General features: G+C 69.6%; 13 protein-coding genes and 5 pseudogenes. 8 read left to right on the top strand and 10 right to left on the bottom strand.

Annotated elements, in window-relative coordinates; translation table 11 throughout:
• Positions 1-1266 precede the first annotated feature (1266 nt).
• The 5 genes from OG953_RS03975 to OG953_RS03955 form a co-directional block, all read right to left on the bottom strand.
• Positions 1267-1425: a DUF6760 family protein gene (locus tag OG953_RS03975; protein WP_266430796.1), complete on the bottom strand. Its 159-nt coding sequence runs from the start codon at positions 1423-1425 to the stop codon at positions 1267-1269.
• The gene (locus OG953_RS03970) at positions 1422-1922 is read right to left on the bottom strand and encodes a hypothetical protein (RefSeq protein ID WP_405682523.1); all 501 of its coding nucleotides are present in this window, start codon (positions 1920-1922) and stop codon (positions 1422-1424) included. The genes OG953_RS03975 and OG953_RS03970 overlap by 4 nt, the downstream gene beginning before the upstream one ends.
• Entirely contained in the window at positions 1919-2359 is a 441-nt protein-coding gene (locus tag OG953_RS03965; RefSeq protein WP_114242518.1) for a phage tail protein, read from the bottom strand. Before OG953_RS03965 ends, OG953_RS03970 begins: the two co-directional genes overlap by 4 nt.
• Positions 2360-2398: 39 nt before the next feature.
• On the bottom strand, positions 2399-3928 hold the full coding sequence (locus tag OG953_RS03960; protein WP_405682521.1) for a phage tail sheath family protein: 1530 nt from the start codon (positions 3926-3928) through the stop codon (positions 2399-2401).
• A 653-nt stretch (positions 3929-4581) separates the two neighbouring features.
• The gene (locus tag OG953_RS03955) at positions 4582-5898 is read right to left on the bottom strand and encodes a hydrolytic protein (protein ID WP_405682520.1); all 1317 of its coding nucleotides are present in this window, start codon (positions 5896-5898) and stop codon (positions 4582-4584) included.
• A gap of 203 nt (positions 5899-6101) precedes the next feature.
• Here OG953_RS03955 and OG953_RS03950 point away from each other — a divergent pair, with 203 nt between their 5' ends.
• The 7 genes and pseudogenes from OG953_RS03950 to OG953_RS03920 all read left to right on the top strand — a co-directional run.
• Positions 6102-6830 (top strand): LuxR C-terminal-related transcriptional regulator, encoded by a 729-nt coding sequence (locus OG953_RS03950; RefSeq protein WP_405682519.1) that lies wholly within the window; start codon positions 6102-6104, stop codon positions 6828-6830.
• Between the two features lie 215 nt (positions 6831-7045).
• Positions 7046-10198 carry a hypothetical protein gene (locus OG953_RS03945; protein ID WP_405682517.1) on the top strand — a complete coding sequence of 1051 codons (3153 nt, stop codon included), beginning with the start codon at positions 7046-7048 and terminating at the stop codon, positions 10196-10198.
• Positions 10195-10899: a DUF4255 domain-containing protein gene (locus OG953_RS03940; protein ID WP_405682515.1), complete on the top strand. Its 705-nt coding sequence runs from the start codon at positions 10195-10197 to the stop codon at positions 10897-10899. Before OG953_RS03945 ends, OG953_RS03940 begins: the two co-directional genes overlap by 4 nt.
• 2 nt (positions 10900-10901) lie before the next feature.
• A complete protein-coding gene (locus OG953_RS03935) occupies positions 10902-13031 on the top strand; it encodes an ATP-binding protein (RefSeq protein WP_405691608.1) in 2130 nt (709 codons plus the stop codon).
• Positions 13032-13411: 380 nt separating this feature from the next.
• A pseudogene (locus OG953_RS03930) lies at positions 13412-13826 on the top strand (DUF4157 domain-containing protein); the annotation flags it as partial.
• A gap of 1176 nt (positions 13827-15002) precedes the next feature.
• Positions 15003-15461 (top strand): annotated as a pseudogene (locus tag OG953_RS03925) (hypothetical protein); the annotation flags it as partial.
• Positions 15462-15479: 18 nt separating this feature from the next.
• Positions 15480-15713 (top strand): annotated as a pseudogene (locus OG953_RS03920) (IS5/IS1182 family transposase); the annotation flags it as partial.
• On the opposite strand, the gene OG953_RS03915 reads toward OG953_RS03920, so the two are convergent.
• On the bottom strand, positions 15685-17019 hold the full coding sequence (locus tag OG953_RS03915; protein ID WP_405682514.1) for an aspartate aminotransferase family protein: 1335 nt from the start codon (positions 17017-17019) through the stop codon (positions 15685-15687). The pseudogene OG953_RS03920 and the gene OG953_RS03915 overlap by 29 nt on opposite strands.
• A 90-nt stretch (positions 17020-17109) precedes the next feature.
• Between OG953_RS03915 and OG953_RS03910 the strand changes: the two genes are divergently transcribed.
• A complete protein-coding gene (locus OG953_RS03910) occupies positions 17110-17859 on the top strand; it encodes an SDR family oxidoreductase (protein WP_405682513.1) in 750 nt (249 codons plus the stop codon).
• Positions 17860-17898: 39 nt separating this feature from the next.
• Here the strand turns inward: OG953_RS03910 and OG953_RS03905 are convergent.
• The 4 genes and pseudogenes from OG953_RS03905 to OG953_RS03890 form a co-directional block, all read right to left on the bottom strand.
• A pseudogene (locus OG953_RS03905) lies at positions 17899-18336 on the bottom strand (DUF6309 family protein); the annotation flags it as partial.
• Between the two features lie 32 nt (positions 18337-18368).
• The gene (locus OG953_RS03900; protein WP_405682512.1) at positions 18369-19169 is read right to left on the bottom strand and encodes a phytanoyl-CoA dioxygenase family protein; all 801 of its coding nucleotides are present in this window, start codon (positions 19167-19169) and stop codon (positions 18369-18371) included.
• A gap of 198 nt (positions 19170-19367) precedes the next feature.
• A pseudogene (locus OG953_RS03895) lies at positions 19368-19568 on the bottom strand (IS1182 family transposase); the annotation flags it as partial.
• Positions 19569-19598: 30 nt separating this feature from the next.
• On the bottom strand, positions 19599-22682 hold the full coding sequence (locus OG953_RS03890; RefSeq protein ID WP_405682511.1) for an AfsR/SARP family transcriptional regulator: 3084 nt from the start codon (positions 22680-22682) through the stop codon (positions 19599-19601).
• Positions 22683-22777: the final 95 nt, after the last annotated feature.

Below are 22777 nucleotides of genomic sequence, written 5' to 3'. Positions count from 1 at the left end.
TGCGAGGACCGAACCTCCGGGGACCGGGCTTCCGAGGACCGACGCTCCGGGGCAGGCGACTGACGCACCGTCGGCTTCGTCGCCTCCTGCGAAGGCGTGGTCGTCACCGCAGGGGGTGCCGCGTCCGATGCCTGGCGTTGAATCACGGGCATGCCCGCTGCCTGTTGCCCTTCCGGAGCGGACGGGACGACCCCGCTCCGCGTCGCCGGGCCGGACGGTACGGCTCCGGTGGGCAGTTCCCTCAGGGGCCGGCCCAGGGCGGGGCGCACCGTTGCGGTGGTGGGACGGTCGGTGGTGCGGTCCGGTGGTGATGCGGCGCCCGGCGGGACAGCGGGAGCTGCCCCGCCGGAACCGTCCGGCCGCGCGGGCGCAGTCTGCTGCGACGCGCCCTGTTGCACTGTGGTGGTGGTAATGACGGGAGTGGCCGGTGCGGGGGCTGTGGCCGGCAGGATCCCGGCGATGTGCCGCAGTGCCATCGCCGGACGCCGGGCAATGATCAGGGGCGGGGCAGTCCGCCGCGGGCGTACGGCCGCGGGCCGGGCCCGCCGGCGCGAGACCGGTGCCGGTGCGGTGTCCGCCGGATGCTGCGACGCCGACGCGGCGGCCGGGCCTGAAGCCGGTCCCGGAGCCGTACTTCTTGCCGGGGCTGTCCCTGCCGTGGCTTCCGGAGCGGTTGCGCCGCCCCCGCCGGTCTGCCGCCCCGGTGCCCCGCTCCCGGAAGAACGGGGGGACGAGAGGCGGGAGGACGTCGTACCGCTCGACCGCTGGACGATTGCAGGGGCCGGCTTCCCGCCGGCCCTGCCCCTGCCGGTCGCGTTGCCCGCCGTGGCAGGTGTCGGGCCCGCCGCAGGTTCCGCTTCCCCCTCCGTTCCGGTCCGGGCGGCACGCAGCAGCAGCGGTCCACCGGGAGACTCGGACCGCGCGCCGCCCGGACGGGCGACGCCATGGATGAGGCCCACCGGCGCCGACGGCAATACGGCATGGCCGAGTTCGCTCCCGAACGCGAGGTTCTGCCACGAGGCGAGGCCGGCTCTGAACCGCAGCCCGTCACTCACCCCGATCGAGGACCGGGCGACGGTCACCGCCGGGGGCGCGACCTGCCGCCAGCCGCCGTCCCAGCCGCCGTCCCGCTGATCGGCCCCGCTGTCGCTCCGATCGGGCTCCGGTTCCGGACTGTGCCCGGTGTCGGCTCCGGCCCCGCCCCGGGGCGGCGTTCCGGGCTGCTGCCGGTCCCCTCGGCGGAACCAGTTTCCGAACCCCACACGATCACCCGCCTTCGTTGACGCGGGTGTTGATCCGCGCTATCTCCCGTACCCACTCCTGACGCTCGCCGTGGGTGAGGTCGAGAATGTCCTCTCGCTGCCAATGGAAGTGGTAGGCGACGTACGCGATCTCCTCCCGCAATCGGGGAAGCGCGTACGTCACGATTCCCCCAGGCGCCCACCCGAGAGGTCCACCTCGAACGCCCCGTGGCACAGCGGGCAGGTCACCGCGGCGTGCGTGTGGCCCTCACTGTTGATCCGGCGGTAGAAGTCCTGGAGGAACGCCACGTCCGTGGCGTACATCCGCTCGACGACCCCGGCGTGCACATCGGTGATGGTGCCGAGCTGGGTGATCACCTGGCTCAGCAGCACCACACTCAAGTACGCCGGGTTCTCCTTCACCCGCAGGTCGATCTGCGGGCGCAGCTCGTCCCGTGCCGTCGCGAGCCGCATCGAGCCGCGCCGGTGGACCTGGCCCTCGTCGTCGACGTAACCGCGCGGGAGCTCGAACTCGAACTCCGTACGCAGCTCCATCTGGTCACGGTCCCGGTCCCGGGCCGCAGGCGGCGCGGGGGCAGCCTCCTGTCCAGCGGGCGGGGTGGCTGCGAGGCTGTCGAGGACTTCGTCGAGCCCGCCCGACGTAACGGTCCTGCGCCTCATTCGACCACGATCTCCTCGAAGGTGATGGTCACCGTCTCGGTGGCGGCACTGGATTCGCCGGCCTTCAGCGAGGGGCCCTCCCACTTGCTGGCCCAGCCCTGCATCAGCTGGATGCGCCGGACCGTCTCACCCTTCGAGTCCTTGATCTCGATGGTCAGGTTCTGGCGCGCGGTGTCGACAGCCCCGTTGTTGAGCGTCTCCTTGATCCAGTTGGTGAACTCGCTGCTCTTGTCGAGTCCGCGGGTGATCGTTACCTCGCCCGCCTGACGTGCACCGGGCTGCTTGCGGATGATCTGCTTGCCCTCGGCGGTCACTTGACGGACCTCGACGACTTCCTCCTCGACGGTCATGCCGCTGATCTCTTGGATCGACTCGACGAGATAGCCGCCGAGCTGCACGCCGAAGACGTGCGTGGAAAGAGCGTCGCCCTCTGCCATGACTCTGTGTCACCTGTTCCGTTTGCGGACCCTGCTGGGTCACTCGTTGACGAGGCTGGTGCTGTCGGAGAACTGCGCGAGACGGAAGACCACGAACTCCGCGGGCTTCACCGGAGCCACGCCGATCTCGCATACGACCTGGCCGAGATCGATCGACTCCTGCGGATTGTTGTCGCGGTCGCACTTGACGTAGAACGCCTCCTCGGCCGTGCGGCCGAAGAGAGCGCCCCGGCGCCACTCCTCGGTGAGGAAGGCGGTGACGTTGCGCCGGATGCTCGACCACAGACGGTCGTCGTTCGGCTCGAACACCACCCACTGGGTGCCCAGGAGGATCGACTCCTCCAGGTAGTTGAAGAGGCGGCGTACGTTGAGATAGCGCCAGGCCGGGTCGGACGAGAGGGTACGCGCGCCCCAGATCCGGATGCCGCGCCCGGGGAAGGCGCGCACGCAGTTGACACCGATCGGGTTGAGCAGGTCCTGCTCGCCCTTGCTGAGGCGGATCTCCAGGTCCAGCGCACCGCGGATGACCTCGTTGGCGGGGGCCTTGTGCACACCGCGCTCACCGTCGCTGCGCGCCCAGACACCGGCGACGTGGCCGCTCGGCGGCACCAGGGAGTTCTGGCCGGTCGCTGGGTCGAAGACCTTGAGCCACGGGTAGTACACGGTCGCGTAGCGCGAGTCGAATCCGGCGTCGTCGTTGCGCCAGGTACGGACGCGCTGGGCGTTCATGCCCGGCGGGGTGTCCAGGACGGCGACCCGGTCGCCCATCTGCTCGCAGTGCGAAATCACCGCCAGCTGGACGGCCTTGACGCCCTCGGCGTCGATGTCCCCGCGCTGGTAGGAGCTCATCAGGTCGGGAACGGCGACCATGGTGATCTCGTCGATCGCTTCGAGACCCGCGAACCCCGTGCGGGCGGCGGCGTCGCCGATGTACTCGGCAGGGTCGAGCCGTGCGCCACCGGCTCCGGGGGCGGCAGCGGCGGGCGCGAGGGCGAGGGTCTGGTTCTCGGGGCGGGTCGGGGTCGCGCCAGGCTGCTCGGTGACCTGGACGAGCTTGGACTGGCGGGTCTGGGCGACCAGATAGCCCTTGACGTTCTTGCGGGTGGAGACGTCGTAGGTCTCCACCACCTTGCCGGCCTGCCGCACCAGCAGCCGGAACCGGTCCTCCGGAGGGTTCTCGCCCTCGGCGTCGGCGACCTCCACGGAGAGGTCTCCACTCGTTCCGGGCCGTGCGGAGACCAGGAACCCCCCGATGGCGGCGGGCGGGGCCGCTTCGGCGGCGGATCCCTGCCCCGAGTCCTGTGCGGGGCCACCGATGCGCACGATGTAGGCCGCACCGCCGCCGTTGGCGAAGTAGCCGTAGACCGCGGGCGTCAGGTACGTGTCGGCGGTGAAGGTACCGAAGGCCTGGACGTACTGGTCCCAGTTCGTCACCAGCGTCGGCTGGTGGAAGGGGCCGGTCTCCGCGAAACCGACGAAGGCTGCGACCGCGGTGCCGACTCCCTCGATGGGCCGCGCTCCGGACTGCACCTCCTCCACGTATACACCGGGGGTGAGGTACGACGGCATGCTCGCTCCTTCGCGTGGTCGTTCGTTCGCCACCGAGTCTTCCTCGACGGCTGTGACGGACAGTAGGTCTCAAAGTCCTGGACACGGGGCAAGGGTGCTGCCTTCCCAGGCACCCGTGCGACAGGAAATGCTTCCCCCTGCGGACCGGTCGCGGCGGTCGCCGCATTTCCCGGTTCGGTCGCGTGACGGCACGGTGGACTCCGGTTTCACGGAAGGCGTCCGCCGTTACGCCGCCAGGGGCTCGACGGAAATGCGGATGCCCGGGTCCGACGAATGCCGGCGTACGCGGTCCCGCGCCCCCGGGATCCCCGGAGTTGCTCGCCGACGTCCGCGGCGGCCGGGGAATCGGTGTCGGATCGACGGAAAACAGCCAGAATTCACCACGGGCGGACAGGCCCTGACCATCCGGTCGGGCACCGGCGACCTGATCCGGTCCTTGACCGCCCCACCCGGCCCTTTCGGCGTTTCCCGAAGGGGCTGTGACCGGAAAGTCCTCACCCGCCGCCGGAGCCACGAAGAACCCATCAGGTCTAGACCTCTAATGTGCACAGGAGAAGGAAACTGCCAAAGATCGGCAATCCGGGTTTCACTCGGTCGGGATTTCTGCTGTTCTCATCCCCTGTGGGGGAAGCGGGAGGCCAGGCGTTTTGTTTCTACGGTGCGAGATCGCTCAGCACGCCGCTGACATTGAGTACCTGGTGGCATTCGGAAGCCTGAGTTCCGGTCGCCGGCGTGCCAGGTTTGGCACAGGTCACGGACGCGGTGACCGTGTCGTTCTCCTGAATCTCGATGGGGGTGACCCAGTGGTAGTCCTGGTTGCGGAAGGTCTCCAGAGCGATGGTGGTGATCTTTCGCTCCCCGAAGGAGATGGTCAGTACTCCTTCGTCGCCCTGGAAGTTCGCCACCACGATGTCCGTGATACCGAATACCTTCCCCTTCGGAACCCGGTACGCCCCCTCCTTCTTGGCCCCGGACCCGGTCTGCACATCGATCGTCGCCGAGCTCTGCTGGGTGCCCCCCGATCCCGAGCTGGAACCGCCGGAACCGGAGCCTCCGGACGCATTCGGCTTGCCCGTACCGTCCCCCTGCCCCTGGTTCTCCCCCTGACCACCGGACGGATCGCCCGCGCCGCCCGCCGTTGTCGCCCCCTGTTGCTGATTGCGGGGCGTCTTCTCCTGCGCGGCCTCGGTCGCCGCCTGCTTCGCGGTGCTCCGTACCGCGGGCCGGACCAGCGCGAACCACGCGAGCAGCAGCGCGAGCAGCGCTGCCAGGACGATCAGCAGCCACCCGGGCAGTACCGGCAGTTGCGCGAACTCACCGGGCAGCGCCTCGGACCGGCCGGACTGCTCGCTGTCGGTGTCCTGTTCGGCGCTTTCGGCGGCCTCGACCTCGAACGGCCAGGAGACCGGCTTGCCGAACCAGATCAGTTTCCGGGCCCGTACCCGCAGGCCCACCTCGGCGGACTCGCCCGGCTCCAGGCGCCATTGGCCCGGGGTGAAGGCCAGGCGGAGTTCCTCACCGGCCTGCTTGCCGGTGAGAGCGACGTCGACCGCGGTATTCCCCTTGTTCTGCACCGAGGTACGGAACCGGGCGCCCAGCCAGCCGGAGCGTCGGCGCGGGTCGAGCTCCGCCCGGAGCTCGTGAAAGGGCCCGACGACCACCGTGGCCTCGGGGACCGCCACCGACTCGGGGTGCTCCGTGGGCAGAACGCGGACACCCAGGGGTATCTCACCGGCCCGGACCTCGTGGGACCGGGGCGGCGCGAGCCGTACGGTCACCACCTCGGAGGTGCCCGGGTAGAGGGACACGCGTGCCGGCTCGACGGCGCTCCAAGCGGCGCAGTCGCCGACCACTTCGAGCGTGTACGCCTCGACGATGTCGCCGTCGTTGCGCACGGTCAGTGTCGTCGTCGCTTCAGCGCCGGGCGACACCGTCACCGTACGCGTTTCGAGTTCGGCAGATGTGGTCACGATGTGACCATAGGCCGTCCCTGCGCTGCGCAGCAGAGACGCGAGGGCAACGATCGGGCAGGGGTGGTGCCCTGACGGCACAACGGCACGATGTCCCGGCGACCCTCCCTCGGGCCCGTTCACCGTGCCGGCGGCCGACGCGGTCGAGTGTGGCAACAGGCGTATCGGACGGAAGCATCTGAGGAAGACAGGCACGCAAGCGAATGACGACGACAGCAGAAACGATGAACAGAGCAGCGGACCGCGGCCAGTACCGCAGGCCCACTCCATCGGAGCGCTCCGCCGAGGGCAGCGCCAAGGAGGCTACCGGGGGCAGGGTCTCCGTAGCCGTGTACGCGGAGGACCTGATCCTGCGGACCGGCGTGGTTCACCAAATGCGCCCACGGCCCGAGATAGAGCTGATGGCGGAGTCCGAGGCAGACCGGGCCCAAGTCTCCTTAGTAGTAGTCGACATGGTGGACGATCGCACCGTCCAGCTCCTGCAGCGCCTCCAGCGCAACACCGCGACCCGTACCGGACTCGTCGTCGGTTTCTTCGAATCGGGCGCGCTCCAGACCATGATCGAGTGCGGCGTCGCCGCCGTACTGAGGCGTGGGGAGGCGGACCAGGACAGTCTTGTCCACCTGGTGACAGCGATGGCGAACGGCGAAGGAGTGCTGCCGGGCGACCTGCTCGGAAAGCTCCTCGACCATGTCAGCAGCCTCCAGCGCACGGTCCTCGACCCCCGGGGGCTCTCGCTTTCCACCCTCACGACGCGGGAGGCGGAGATGATCAGGCTGGTGTCGGAGGGCTACGGCACCGCGGAGATCGCACAGAAGACCTCGTACTCCGAACGCACCGTCAAGAACGTGCTGCACGAGGTGGTGACACGGCTCGAACTGCGCAATCGGGCCCACGCCGTCGGCTACACCATGCGACACGGACTCATCTGAGTCCTGCCGCGGGCTCCCGTGCGGACGGCGTGAGGACGTCGCCGCGCGGGGGGCTCGCCGGTGTTCATGGCCGGAGCGGCCGGGCGAGGGGCCGGGAAGGCGCCGCAAAGGGCAACAGCCCCTTCCCCTGCTCCGGGTACTCCGGACCTGTCCTTGGCCCGGCGCAGGCGCGATGCTTGTCTTGGAGAGTCATCAACAGGACTGTGAGGTGGGCCGTGACCGGCACTGCTGGCCCTGCGAGGCATACCCGGCTGGGCCGACTGACGGGCGCTGTGGTGCTGTTGGCGCCGCTGCTGGTGGCGGGTTCCGCGTCCGTACCTCAGGGTGCGCCGAGGCTCGCCGCGGCGGCGGACGAAGGGCCGGCGGATGCCGGGCGCATCGCCTATGCCGGTACCGAACACCGCAGCCTCGGCCGGGTCTTTGACCCGGCCACCAGCGCACCGCTGTTCGGTACCGGACCGGCCCACTACGACGAGGATCCCTTCGCACGCGGTGAGGTGCTGGTCTTCACCAGCCTGCGCGACAGCGTGCGACCGCAGGTGTACGTACGCGATGCGGACGGAGCGGTGCGCAAGCTCACCACCGGCCGGGACGCCGCACACCCCGAACTCTCCCCGGACGGGCGGACCGTGGTGTTCGACTCCGCGGAGCGGGGGCCGGGTGATGTGGTCCAGCGTGAGCTGTGGACCGTCGGGGTCGACGGCTCCGGCCTGCGGCGGCTGACGGACACCCCCAACAACGAGACCTCCCCGACGTTCTCCCCGGACGGCTCGCGGATCGCGTACTCCTGTGACTCCGGTCCCGGGCGGACCGGGCTGATATACGAACGGGCCGTGGCCGGCGGCGCGGCGAGGGTGATCAGTGACGGCCCGCCCGGCGACGCGACCGAGCCGGAGTGGAACCCGGTGGACGACGGCTCCCAACGCACTCTTGTCGCGTACACCCTCACCACGGACACGACGACGGGACCCCGGCTCCGGGTGACCGAGGGTGTCGGAACCGATCGTCCCCTGCTGGCCGGTGTCCAGGCCGACTGGCGCACCCGCTCGGCCGCCTGGCTGCCGGACGGGAACGGCCTGCTCTTCCTCAGCCCCGACACGACCTGCGGGTGCAAGGACTACGACCACGTCTACCGGACGACCGCCTTCGACGGGAACGAGCCGGGCCTGACGCTCGGCGAGGACCGTGCGGTCGAATCGCCCACCTGGCTCGGGCCCGCGGACTCCGGTACCCCCGTCGTGGCACGGCGGACCCCCCGTGAGGCGAACGACGTGACGCTCCAGGACGTCAGGCAGGACGGAGCGGACCCGCGTGACCTCGGGCTCTCCATCCTGAAGGAGGACCCGGAGGCCAATACCAACACCGACCCCGCCAAGGACCCGCTGTTCAACCCGGCGGAGGCCTACGACCCCTGGACCGAGCGGCAGAACTACACACCGGACGGTAGGCGCATCGTCCTGACCCGCTTCGAGGGGCCGGAGAAGGAGCGCGTCGAGCGGATCTGGCTGGCCGACGCCGACGGCACCCACGAGGCGGCGATGCCGCTCGCCGGACGCGGTCCCCGCGACTGGGATACCGACCCCACGTTCTCGCCGGACGGCACCAAGCTGGCGTTCACCAGAACCTCGCCCGGCGGGGTCGGCCAGGCCGCGGGGCCGAGCAGCATTCTCATCGCGGACGTCGCCACGGGAGCGATCGTGGGCAAAGTAGTCCCGCCGGAAGGGCAGTTGGCAGGAGGTGACGCGCAGCCGACCTGGTCGTCGGACGGAACCACCCTCGCCTTCACCCGCAACCACGTGATCCGGGGCCTGGGCGGCATCAAGCACGTCTGGACCGCGCCGGTGGCGGCACTCGACCAGCAGCGGGACCTCAGCGTCACCATCTGCCCCGGTGAATGCAAGGTGATCGACGACAGCCCCGCGTTCTCCCCCGACGGCGGCACGCTCGCCTTCAACCGCAAGGACGGCGGCGGCCGGGTCAACGAGCGCGACGGAATCCTCGTGACCTCGCTGACCGGTGGCGAGTGCCGGGTCGTGCTTCCGTCCGTCCAGCGGAACAACCCCGACGCGTGCCATCAGGACATCCCCGACACCTCGCAGACCGGGCCCTTCCAGCCCCGCGACGTGGCCTGGTCGCCGGACGCGGGACGGCTGGTGCTGAGCTCACGCAGAGCGCTCGCGCCGAACTCCCCGGAGCAGCTGTCCGTGCTCGACCTCTCCTCCGGCACGCTGACGCCGTTCGGCGACAGACTCACCGGGCGGCAGAAGGAGCCCGCTTTCCAGCAGTCGGTCGACCTGTCCCTGACCGCACCGCCCACCGGGCCCGCGGTGGAGGTCGGTTCCTCCGTGTCGGTGACGGTCACCGTCACCAACAGGGGTCCCGCACCCTCGCCCGGTACCACGTTCACCGTCGACGCCCCGCCCGGCGTGCGCCTGGAGGAGATCACCACCCCGGCCGGGCCCTGCGCCACCGGGTCGCCCCAGTGCGACCTGGGCGTGCTCCGGCCCGGGACCAGTGTGGAGGTCACCGCTCGGCTGACCGGCGTGACGACAGGAGACCAGCAGATCGGCTGGTCGGTCACCGGAGCCGTGGTGGACCCGAACCCCACGGACAACGCCACCGGGACGACCGTCCCGGTCCAGGACGTACCTCCGACACCGACGCCCACCCCGTCTCCTTCGACCTCGCCGCCCCGGCCTCCGGCGCCCCAGCCGCCCGAACCCGAGGCGGGGCCCGGCGTCGCGGTGCGGGCACAGCCCAGCCCCGGCTTCGTCGGCGGCCGGGTCGTGGTGACGTACACCGTGCGCAACGGCAAGAACGCGCTCGCCACCGGCCTGCGGCTGCGGCTCGGACTGCCCGCGCGGATCCCGGCGGGTCCGCTTCCGGCCGGCTGCGCCGCCGGGGTGTGCACGCTGCCCGACCTGGCACCGGGAGCCTCTACGGTCGTCCGCGTCGTGCTCAAGCCGGACCGGGCGCTGAGGACGACCATCACCGGAACCCTGACCACGACCGGTACCGACGCCGACACCCGCGACAACGTCTCCAGGATCCCGCTGCGCATTCTCCAGCCCCGTATCGTCGCGGTGCCCGCCGTCGGCAAACCCGGGTTCGTCACCTCCGTACGGGGCAAGGACTTCCCGCCCGGAGCACCGGTGACGCTCACCTGGAAGCCCGGGATCACGGCAGCCGCACCGCCCACCGTCCCGCGCGGGGACCGTACGTTCATCGCGCAGTTGCTGATCCTGGCGAAGGACCAGACGGGGCCGCGCACGATCACCGCCGAGGGACCGGGGTTCAGCCCGGTCACCACGCCCTTCCTGGTGGTCAGCGGCACCATCGTCCCGCCGGACGAGGTGGGGCGCCGGTGATCCACGAAGTGGACGAGGGGCTGCGGCTGTTACTGGTCGACGCCGGCCTCCAGGAGAGTGGCGTGGACCTGGTCTTCGACGCACCGACGAAGGACTGGTCCGCCCGGCGCAACGCCCCCACGGTCAGTGTCTTCCTCCACGGCATCCGTGAGGATGCGGCCCGCCGCCGTACCGGCACGGCCGAGGAGCACGACGACCAAGGAATGGTCATCGGTTGGCGGACCCCGCCGCGCTGGTTCGAGCTGACCTATCTGGTGACCGCCTGGACCAACCGCCCGCAGGACGAACACCGCCTGCTTTCCGAGGTGTTGCGCTGCCTCGTACGGTCGGACGTCCTGCCTGCCCGTATGCACACGGGCAGCCTTGCCGAACTCGGGCTGACCGTGGAGATCGAGGCGGCGGGTCCGGGCACCGACGGGCCGTCCGCCTCGGACGTGTGGTCCGCGCTCGGCGGTGAGCTCAAGGCTGCGATCGACCTGCGTGTGTGGGCACCGCTGGCCGGCGAACGGACTTCCGCCGGCCCGCCGGTCACCGAAGGGCTGGTGGTGAAGGCCGCCGCCGCACGGGATGGCGACGGGGCGGGGCCGGGGCGCCGGCTGCGCTACGACGGGGCGTCCGACCCCGGTGGGCAGGGCTTCGCCGCAGAACGTGAACGGCAGTTGCCGCCCGGCCGGCGCAGGCGTGGGGGCGCGGCTCGATGACCATGACACAGGGCACCCATGCCGTCCGTGAACTGCCCGGCACCCCGAAGGTGGGCATCGAGGACCTTTGGGAGCGGTTGATCCACGTCGAGCAACGGGTCAGGCACGCCGTGGCGGCCCGGCGGGCCGTCGACCCGGAACCGGACGATCCGTACCGGGGGCAGTACCTCACCCCCGAGGCGGTCGAGCGGATCATGGCCTCCCGCGACGCGTTCGCGCCCGTACCGGCGTACGGCTCCGAGCCTTCGCCGCACTCCCCGCCCGGGAGCCGGATCCGGCACCTCGCCGAGAACTTCGGCCTGGTACCGCTGGACGTCGACCTCCTGCTGGTCGCGATGGCCCCGGACATCGACATTCGGTTCGAGCGGCTCTATGGCTACCTCAACGACGACCTCACCCGGCGCAGGCCGGCCATCGGCCTGGCACTGGAACTCTGCGGGCTGCCCGCCGCGAGCTCCGGCCGCTTCCGGTTCTCGCCGTCCGCCCCGCTGGTCGCAGGCGGACTGCTGGAGGTCCTGGAAGCCGACCGCCCGCTGCTCTCGCGGGTGCTGCGGGTTCCGGACCGGATCACCGCGTACCTGCTCGGCGACGACGAGCCCGATGGGAGGCTGCGCGGGCTCGTCCGGGTGGTCGGGCCCGAGCACGAGCCGGACACGGGACCGGAGGCCCTGCGGGTCGCAGCGGCGCTGGGCACGGGCAGCGGCTTGGTGCATCTGCTCGGCCGGGGAGGCGACCCCGGCAGACTGGCAGTCGAGGCGCTTCTCGCCGCGGGGCGCCGTCCGCTGGTGGTCGACATCGCGGCACTCGCCGCCGCTCCCGAACCGGCGAAGCTCGTACGGACCCTGGCGGCTGAGGCCCGGCTGAGCCGCGGCGGCGTCGTCCTCGGGCCGCTCGAATCGCTCGCCCCCGAGCGGCCCGAGGGAGCCCAGCTGCTCGGTGACCTCTGCGCGGCGGTCAGCGGTGCTCCCCTGATCGCGTTCGGGAAGAAGAACTGGGATCCCCTGTGGACCAGGGAGAGCCCGGTTCCGGTCCGAGTCCCGCCCCCCGCCCCCGCGGGCGTGGCGCGGCAGTGGCGTCGGGCGCTCGCCGAGGCAGGCACGTCTGTCGGGCTGCCCGCCGAGAACGCGTCGGCCGACGAGGGACTCATCGAGGCCACCGCCTCCTACCGGCTCGACTCCGAGCAGGTGCGCAAGGCCGCCGTCGTCGCCTCCCGGCTGGCGGTCCTGGAGGAGCGTCCGGTGGACGCGCAGGACCTGCGCACGGCGGTTCGGGCACAGAACGGCGCGGGGCTCGAACGGCTTGCCCGTCGCATCGAGCCCGCGGTTGGCTGGGACGACCTCGTGCTGCCTTCTGCAACCCTGCGCCAGCTGTCCGAACTCGCCCTGCGCGCACACCACCGTGAGCAGGTGCTCGGTCAGTGGCGGATGAGGCCGGGAGGCGGCCGGGGACGAGGGGTCATCGCGCTGTTCGCCGGTGAGTCCGGCACCGGCAAGACCATGTCCGCCGAAGTGGTGGCGTCGGAGCTCGGCATGGAGCTCTACGTCGTGGATCTGTCCACCGTGGTGGACAAGTACATCGGTGAGACCGAGAAGAATCTCGAAAGGATCTTCGTCGAGGCGTCCGACGTCAACGGCATCCTGCTGTTCGACGAGGCGGACGCGATCTTCGGGAAGCGCTCACAGGTCAAGGACGCGCACGACCGCCACGCCAACGTGGAGTCGGCCTACCTGCTGCAGCGGATGGAGTCCTTCGACGGGATCGCGGTGCTCACCACCAATCTGCGGGCCAATCTCGACGAGGCTTTCACCCGCCGCCTCGACGTGATCGCGGAGTTCCCCATGCCGGACGCCCAGCAGCGACTGGCCTTGTGGGACCGCTGCCTCGGGACGGAGATCCCACGCGAGGCGGAACTCGACCTGGAGTTCTGCGCGGGACGCTTCGAGCTGGCGGGAGGGTCGATCCGCGCCTGCGCGGTGACCGCCGCATATCTTGCGGCGGAATCCGGGAGGTCGCTGGGTATGGAGCAGATCGTCTCGGCCGTGCTCCAGGAGTACCGCAAACTCGGCCGGCTGGTTCGGGAAAGCGAGTTCGGTCCTTGGTTGGACCGTGCGCAGGAACGGGGCGAAGGGTAGCGCCTTCGGAAACCCTGGCCGTACCTCTCCCGGCCGGTGGTGTGGGCCGGGGGCGACGGTGTGTGCACCGGAGGGCGGGAGACGCTGCCCTCAGGGAGAAGGCCCCTGCCCTGCAAGGCCAATCTTCCTGTCGAGTACGCCGATAGGCTCGAGCCCACAGGGTGAGCGGCGTCCGATCCGACCGTCGTCGCCCCTGGTCGCAGCGGAAGGGGCCAGCAGCTGTGTATGCATACGAACGGTCGGCGAAGGCTGGCCGCCCGGGACCATCGGCGCGAGCGGCCGGACGTACGGGGTCGGTGTTCCGGCCCGGCCCCGGCCGTCTGACGCCCGCGCGGGCGATGGACCTGCAGCGCACCATCGGCAACGCCGCCGTGGCGCGCATGGTCGAAGAAGAGGCCGGGTACAGCGCATTCGGGCAGGAGAACCCGCAGCCCGTTCAGCGCTCCACGGTGCACACAGTGCTCCGCTCGCCGGGCCGGCGGCTGGACGAGCCCGTCCGTACCGAGATGGAGGCACGCCTCGGCTCCGACTTCTCCGACGTCCGTGTGCACGACGACAGTGCGGCACGCGCCTCCGCCGCGGACGTGGGTGCCCGTGCCTACACCTCGGGCAACCACGTCGTGATCGGTGCGGGCGGGGCTGACCTGCACACCCTGGCCCATGAACTGACCCATGTAATCCAGCAGCGCAAGGGACCCGTCGCCGGCACGGACAATGGCGACGGCCTCAAGGTCTCGGATCCTTCGGACCGTTTCGAACGCGAGGCGGAGGCCAACGCGAGGCGGGCCATGGCCGCTCCGTCGGACAGCGCGAGCGCACCCTTCCGCGAGAGCCCCGGGCAGACACGCAGCACGCCGCCCGCGTCCCCCGTACGGAACAGCCGCGACCCTCGCCCCCTCGCAGAACTGCAAAGCACCATGGGCAACGCGGCCGTGTCGCAGTTGATCACGGTGTCGCGGATGATGACCGAGGACGATTTCAAGCAGAGCACGGCGACCTTCGGACCACGCGGCCGCTCCGAGATCACCAAGGTGGACAACGCGCTCAAGGCGTTCTACGCACTGCCGGACGCCAGACAGGGCGCCCGGCTGCTCGCCCTCAAGGACATCGTCAAGGCGTGCGGCGACTACGTCGCCCACAAGGCAGAGGGAGGGGCGCGCGTCGGGGGCACCCAGCAGCTCGGCCAGCAGGCCGCGGCGGCGCAAGGACAGTTGGACCCCGAGGCTGTCTTCCGGGGCCTACTGACCGAAGTCGACCGCATGATGAGCGAGGGGCAGAACCCGGACCTCGACATCCGCATGCCGGCCGGTGAGGCCCAGAAGGCGGCCCAGGCCGTCCCCGCGGAACGGTTCCACGCGATGATGGGCGACTTCGTCCAGAAGCTGGGGGCGCTTCACGAGGACCAGACACTACCTGTGGAGACGCGCGCCGTCATCGGGGAACTGATGGCCGTGGTGCCCCTGGTGACCGTGATGCAGTACCCACAGGGCGGCATGCCGGGCATGAAGCTCAACCCGACCACCGACGGCGGCGGCCCGGCGTTCACATTCAACGTCGACACCCAGGCCAGAGGTGGCACCTCCTTCCTGCTGGGGCACATCGCCCACGAGCTGACTCATGTCGCGGCCCACCAGGCGTTCGGCAGCAGCCCGGTGATGGAGTTGGTGCAGTCAGGGGCGACCAATGAGGAGGTCGCGGAGCTGGCGGCCGAGCGCAAGCAGGCGCTCAGTGACCTGAAGTCGGCGCTGGCCGGAAACCCCGAGTTCGACGAATTCCAGCAAGGGATGCTGGAGGAAAAGCTGGTCTACGGCGCTCAACCGCACAAGCTGGAGCGGTACGCGGACTCCTTTGAGAAGGCGGGCAAGATCACCGCCGCTCAGAAGGAGCGCCTGGTCGGCTGGGGCAAGGCGGCCGGAGACGCGTCCGGCACGCTGGTCGAGTACGACACCGTGCTCAACCAGATGCTGATCTATCTGCACATGTGGCAGATCAGCCAGGACAACCCCTTCTACGTGCGGCTGCGGGCGGTGGCACAGGCGGCGTACGACCGCCGGAGCCGCGCCCGCCAGCACACGGGCCAGTCGGCGGATCAGTCGTAGAACGCTTCGCGGGTCACGATTTCATACGTCCGGTCGTCCGCGTCCACGGTCGAAGTGGAAGCCCCGCCTGAAGCTTCCCAGCGAGACGCCATCGCGCTCGTCCGCTTCTCCGGGAAGACAGTCACGGAGGTCGCCGTGCCGGGCACTGAAAGTCGCACGTTCCTCCTCCTACGCATCGCGCGAATGCGAAGCTGCCCGCCGTGTCCGCCAGGCCGCCGATGACGCGCTCGCGCACGAGACCGCCGTCCTGCACCTCGCTTCCCGCAACACATACGGTGTCCCGCGGATCCACGCCGAACCGAGGCGCCTGGGCCGGGAAGTGAACCGCAAACGCATCGCCCGCCGCATCGGCGTCCGGCCCCGGCTGTACGGCATACTTCTCACCGAACTGCGGGCAACAGGTCTGCTGGACATGGACGAAACCTCGATCGATGGCTCCCGTGTCAGGGCCCTCAAAGGGGGAATCACGTCGGCCCCTCGGCTTGCTGTATCCCTGACCAGCGGAAACCGGCACGACGTCACACAACTGCTCCCACTCCCGGACGCGATACGGATCACAGGACGGCGAAGGCGTCTTCCACGGCCTCGCATGTGGCGTCCAGGTCGTCCTCCGTGACGGTGGCGGCGACGAACCAACAGGCCATGCCGTAGGCGTTGGTGTGGATTCCGCGTTTGAGGAGTTCGTGGCGGAAGGCGTTGTAGCGGGCCTGGTCGGTCAGCAGCAGGTCGCGGTACTGCCGGGTCGGTGTGCCGTCAGCGGTGAAAACGGTCTGAAACATGGCGCCGACGCCCTGCACCGAGCAGGGGACATGCCGGTCGTGGGCGGCCCGACGAATCGCCTCCATGATTCGCCGACCGCTCTCGTCGATCCGCTTGGTGACGTCCGGCTGGTTCAGCTGCTGGAGGGTGACCAGTGCGGAGGTCGCGCACAGCGGTGAGGCGTTGTAGGTCCCGCCGTGCTTGACCTGCCCCTGCGCCAGAGGCTCCATCACGTGCCGCTGCCCCGCGAAGGCGGCGATCGGGACGCCGCCACCCAGCGCCTTGGAGAAGACGGCGAGGTCCGGCACGACCCCGAACATCGTCTGGGCGCCTCCGGGGCCGGTGCGGAATCCGGTACAGACTTCGTCGAAGACGAGCAGGATTCCACGTCGTGTGCATTCCTCACGCAGCAGGTTCAGGAATCCTGGCGCGGGCATGGTGCAGGCGTTGTTGGCGACGATCGGTTCGCAGATGACGGCGGCGAATTCCCCACGATGGGCGTCCAGGAGGGCGCGGAGCGCAGCGGGATCGTTCCACGGGCAGACGACCACGTCGCCGACGACCCCCGCTGGAATGCCGGGGGAATGGGGTACGGGGTGTGGGGCGGCGTAGGGGCCGGCCTCGGAGGCGGTGGGACGATTGGATATGGCCAGGCTATCGGTCCAACCGTGATAGTGGCCCTCGAACTTGAGGATCTTCGAGCGCCCGGTGTACCCGCGAGCGGCGCGCACGGCCCCCTGCACCGCCTCGCTGCCCGAGTTGGCGAACCGGACAAGCTCCGCACAAGGCACCATGTCACATATCAGCTCGGCGAGTTCCACCTCGGTGGTGTTGCAGGTGCCGAACATCGTGCCGGTGTGCAGGACCGCGGTGAGCGCCTCGGTGAGCTGCGGGTGGGCATGCCCCAGCACCGCGCTGCCGTAGGAGATGAGGTAGTCGAGGTATTCGTTGCCGTCGACGTCCCGGATGCGCGTACCGGACCCGCCGGCCATGTAGAGCGGATAGGGGTGCGGGCCGGTCGATGTCAGCCGGGAGGAGGAGCTGATGCCGCCGGCCAGCGATGCCTGGGCGCGGTCGAACCAGGCCCGGCTGCTGTCGGACCCGCCCAACGCCTGTATATGGCCATTCATGTGCGGCTCCTGTTTGGGTGAGGGGTGCTCGGGCACGCTCGGAGAGCCCTTCGTACGCATGGGTTTCCCTGAGGAGAGGTCGGGTGGGACATGGCTGGGAGAACGGCTGTCGTCACGGGAGCGGGAAGCGGAATCGGGCGGGCGTGCGCACTGGGTCTGCTGGCGGACGGCTGGACGGTGGGCCTGGTGGGCCGGCGCAAGGAACCGCTGGAGGAGACGGTGGCGCTCACGCCGGCCGCCAGTCGTGCACGCGCGGTCCCGTTCCCCGCGGACATCACCGATTCCGCGGCCGTGGACGGCCTGTTCGGGTACGTCGTGGACCGGTTCGGGCGGTTGGACGTGCTGTTCAACAACGCTGCCGACACCATGCCGTACACCCCGACCGAGGAGGTGGGCATCGAGGACTGGCACCGCGTGATGGACTCCATCGCCACCGGAACCTTCCTGTGTTCCCGCGCCGCCTTCCGCGTGATGAAGCAGCAGGTACCGCGCGGGGGACGGATCATCAACAACGGGGCGCCTTCCGCTCAGGCCCCCCGGCCGGACTCCATCGCGTTCACCGCGGCCAAGCACGCGGTGGCCGGGATGACACGCTCGCTGTCCTTGGACGGCCGCCGCTACGACATCTCCTGCGGCCAGATCGACATCGGCAACGTCACGCCGCAGGACCGTCCTCAGCCGGCCGTCCTGCAGGCCGACGGGTCACGGAGGGTGGAACCCACCATGGACGTGGGGCACGTCGTCGACATGGTGCGGACCATGGCCGGCCTGCCCCTCGGAGTGAACATCCAGTCCGTCCTGGTCATGCCCAGTGCCATGCCGTACGTGGGCCGGGGATAGCCCGGCCACGTACGCTTCGAACCAGTTGCCGGGCACCAGGTGCCCTGCCCGGGCCCAGGCGAGCATGCGGTGCAGCCCGTCCAGGTGGATCAGCCCCTCGCGGACCGTCAGGGACTCGTAGTCACGCCCCGGAACGGGCCGTGTGCTCAGGAACGGGGCAAGGTGAGCAGTTGTGCTCTGACGGGCGAGTTTGAACGCGCACAACGGATTGGTATGGGCGTACGAGCTGTCGAGCATCGCGAGCCGGTCCGCCGCCGCGGCCACGGTCAGCCCGGTCCTGGGGATGAGTTCCACTTCTCCGTCCTCGCCCAGGTGCCAGGGCAGCACCACGTTCCGGACCTCCGGCCCCTCCAAGAGGACCCGGTGCCAACGGCCGCGCAGCTTCAGTTCGGCGTTACGGATGTGCCCCTCGGCCTCGTCGTTTGAATTGGCCTGATCAGACGCGTCGAAGGGGTGCTCATGGGCGAAGCGGTCCATGACCGCGTCGAACCGTACCGCTTCCAGGACTCTCATCCGCTGCGCCTCTCCGCCCTTTCGTACTCGCTGAAGTGCCGCTCCGCGAAGAGCTCCGGCCGTCCCGCGCCCAGACCACGCGACCGGGCCACCGCCAGCACCTGCCGCCAATACGGCTTGACCGGCGGCCACAGGGTGCCCGTGCGGCAGTAAGAGCCGTCGATCATGTATCGCGGGCCGCCGTCCGCATGTGTGGCCGACGCGGCCCGGCGGGTGTGAAAGAGCGCCGAGTGCAGTACGACGGTCGACCCGGGCGGCACGTCGTCGATGACCACTTCACCCGGCAGCACGCCCGTGCCCACGTGGCTGCGGGCGTCCTTCTCGGCGACCTCCAGGTGCGAGCCCGGCAGCACTACCAAGCCACCCAGCTCCGGCTGGAGTCCGCCTATGTAATGCAACGCGTGGACCATGGGGAAGCGACGGTCGCGCTGGGGCTGTTGTTCGTAGTCGTGGTGCCAACTCTTGCCGGCTCCGCCGACCGGGCGCCGGTCGCTGTGCAGGTGGTGGAAGACGAAGGACTCGCCCAGCAGCTCGGGACTGCTGAGCAGGTCCATCAGCGGCGGATACACCGCGAGCTCACCGTGCGCCTCAAGGTCCAGCTCGACCACCTGGGGCGGCCCGGCCTCCGGACGCAGACAGACATCGATGGACTTCTGACGCCACCCTGTCTCCACCCACTTGTCCACCTCCGGCACGAGACGCTCGACGAGTGCGGCGGGTAGAAAACCGGGCAGTACGAGGAAGCCGTCCTCGGTGAAGTTCTCCACCTGGACCTCGATGGCACGGGTGTCTCTCACGTGTTGGAACCCCCGGTTCACTCGGCTGTTGCCTCACGGATGCCGCTGTGCCCGGCGTCTTTCTATCCCAGGTCGGTATAAGTCATGCCCATGGCACCATGAAATGGCCAAAAGGAGGCGCCCAAGGCCCCGGAGCGCCAGTCGCACCCTTGACGCCGTGATGCTACGGCCCAGGGCTTCCAGGCAGCCCGCGACGGCCTCGAGCGTGGCGTTCGCCGGGATGCGTCCGCGGGATGCGGACGGGACCTGTTCGTCGTGGGTCAGGCGACCGGTGGCCATGAACGTGCCTGTCCCGCAGGACAGTTGACGGACCAGCACGGCCTCAAGGTTCGTCTCGGATCAGTAACCGGCATCAACCAGTGCCTGCCGTGGGTGGATACCGGTGTGCTGCGCGGACTGATGCCCGTTGCTGGTTACTGACCCATGCTCCTAGGTGTCCGAGGTCGCCCGCACTGCTGAGGCCTCGTCCTGAGTGCGGGCTGCGGCCATGAGGTCACCGGCCATGGTGTGGGCCTTGGCCAGGGTGTCGAGGCCCACGGCTAGCCAGGTGCGGGAACCGATCTGTCGCCACAGGCTGACGGCTGCTTCGGCGCGTCGACCGGCCGGCGCTGGACGGCCTGCTACGAGTTGCGCCTCGGCGAGTGCATAGAGCGTCGCTGCCTCGCCCCACAGGTTGCCGAACTCCCGGTAGGTCCAAAGGGTGCGGGCCAGTAATCGGCGCCCCTCCGCATGAGCGCCTTGTCGCACCAGGACGTCCCCCAGCCAGCAAGTGGCGTGTGCGGTGGTGAGCCGGTCGCCCAGACTCTCGCTGATCGAGGCGGCCTGCTGGAAGCAGTCGGCGGCGGCGGGGTAGGCGCCACGTGCGCGGTGGCTCTGTCCCAGGCATCGCAAGGCCTGGGCTTCTCCGGGCCGGTAGCCCGCTTCTTGGCTCGCCCGCAGGCACTGCGTGAACCGCTCCATGGCCGCTTCGACATGCCCTTGCTCGAGGTGGATAACGCCGATGCCGTTGGTGGCGTAGACGAGGCAGTTGACGTTTTCCACCGTTCGAGCCAACTCGATTGCCTGTCCGAAATGATGCACAGCCGAGGAATACTGGCCCAATAAACGGTGTACGTATGCCAGTCCGGCTGTCGCGCTGGCTCGGTAGGCCGGGCCCTCGCCGTCGGCGAACTGCAGTGCCTGCTCGAAGTGGTCGAGCGCTTCCGGATACCGGTCGAGGACGGTGGTGAGTTCGCCCAGACAGCGGTGGAGTTGGGTGGTGCTGCGCCGGCTGCCGCTGCTCAGCGCCGCCTTGAGCGCCCGGTTCTGGATCCGTTCCCAGTCGTCGAAGTGGCTGCCGATCTGGAAGAGTGTCGTCAGCGTGGTGGCCAGCCCGGCGGCCGGCGCGATCTCGGTTCTGTCCAGCGCCTGGTCCACCACGTCGATGAGAAACCGGCGCTCGTCGTTGAACCAGACCAGTGGGTCCGCGAGGATCTGGGTGGTGTCCGTCGTGGAGGGCCGCCAGGATGCCAGGCCGGCCTGCGAGATGCCCTGGAAGTCGACGCTGAGGGTGTCCGCGGCCAGGTCGGCCAGGTGCAGGCTCGCGCCCAACAGCCGTGTGAGCGCCGTCGTACGGTCCTGCGGTGAGACCTCCCGCTCCACCCGTTCCTGGCCCACCAGCCGCACCAGGTCGTGCAGCCGGTAGCGCACTCCGGTGGCACCAGCCGCCCCGACCTCCACCACATGCATATCCACCAGCTCGTCGAGCACGGCCTCCGCGCGGCCCAGGTCCATGTCCAGCAGCGCGGCCAGGGCCCAGACGGCGAAGTCCGGTCCAGGCAGCAGGGCGAGCATCCGCAGGGCGTGCCGAATCATGGGGGCCATGCCCCGGTAGGTCAGCTCCAGGCTGGTCCGCACGGCGACGTGGCCGACGGCCAGCTCATCAAGCCTGCGTTGCTCGTCGGCGAGTGCACGGGCGACCTTGGCCAGCGGCCAGTGCGGTCGTGCGGCCAGTCGCGCTCCGGTGACCCATACCGCAAGGGGAAGACCGCCACAGGTTTCCACGATGGACCGGGCCGATTCGGACTCCGCGACGGTCCGGTCTGCGCCCACCATCTCACGCAACAGAGCCAGCCCCGTTGCGGAGTCGAGGACTCTCAGGGGGAGCCGGACACCGCCCAGGCTCGCCAGCGTGGTCCGGCTGGTGACGATGGCGGCGCAGTGTTCACCGCTGGGCAGAAGGTCGTCCACCAGCAGCGCATCGGCCGCGCTGTCCAGCACGACGAGTGTCCTGCGTTGGGCCAGCAAGGTGCGGTAGAGATTGATTCGCCCGGTCGCGTCAGGGGGCATCGCACCGCCGTGTACGCCGAGCGCCCGCAAGAAGGTACCGAGGACAGTGAACGGCTCGGCCGGCTCGTCACCGAAACCCCGCAGGTCCACGTAGAGCTGACCGTCCGGAAACCGCGAGGCCAGCAGATGCCCCGCGCGCACGGCGAAGGCCGTCTTGCCGACCCCGGCCGAGCCGGTGACCAGCAGGGTCACCGACCCGGACGTCTCCTGGCCGAGCAGTCGGCAGGCTTCAGCCAACTCGTCTTCCCGGCCCACGAACAGGGACGGGGTCGGCGGAAGCAGGCGAGGGCGCGGTTGCTGTGTGTTCGCTCCGACCCGATCCTCGTGACCGTTTCCGGTGGCGTCATCCGGCCGGTCCGAAACCGGTGCGTGCGGGCTCGCCGCTGATGAGGCCCGCTGACGTGCTGGTGCGGAAGCGATCGTGGGAGGCCGGGCGGGCACGTCGAGCGCAGGGTCGGAGGTAAGTATCTGCTGGTAGAACTCCCGCAGCTCCCGACCAGGATCGCACCCCAGCTCCTCAGCCAATTCCCGGCGGACCTGCTCGAAGCAGCGCAACGCATCAGCCGCCCGGCCACTGCGGTACAGCGCCAGCATGAACTGACGGGCCAAGCGTTCATCCAACGGGTACGCCACGACACCCGTGGACAGGGCATCCAGCAGGCTGGTGTGCCTGCCACGACGCAGCTCGATATCGTTGCGATCCAGCTCGGCGGTGCGCCGCTCCCGGTGAACGGCCTCCCGGGAAGCGTTGAACCACGGGGTGTCAATGGACAGGAAAGCCTCTCCGCGCCACAGCGCGAGGCCTTCCTCGAACAGGGCCGCGGAACGGTCGTCGTCGTCGGCCACGCGAGCCCGGGCGACCAGATCACGAAACCGGTGTAAGTCCACCGTGAGCGCTTCGCTCAGGAGGACATAGCTACCGGGCTGCCGTGCGATACGTACGTGCTGCGCGGCGGGTTCCAGGATCTTCCGCAGGTGGGACAGATAACTGTAGAGCCCCCCTTGGGCACGTTGCGGCGGACGGTCGCCCCACACCCGTTCGATCAGCTGGTCCATAGGCACCGCACGATTGGCATCGACCAGCAGCGTGGCCAGCACGCAGCGCTGCCGGGCAGGTCCTAGATCCACCGTCATGCCGTTGATACGTGCCTCGATGTCACCGAGCACACCGAATTCCACCACCATCGCAACATCCCCTCAGCCTGAGTCCCAAGCTTTCGGGAAACGCTCTCATCAGCCAACTCAAGATATGGCCAAGATTTCCCACAAGTCGACCGGGC

This window comes from Streptomyces sp. NBC_00057, assembly GCF_045041165.1.
Taxonomy (GTDB): domain Bacteria; phylum Actinomycetota; class Actinomycetes; order Streptomycetales; family Streptomycetaceae; genus Streptomyces.
This window is presented reverse-complemented; position numbering and strand designations above follow the sequence as displayed.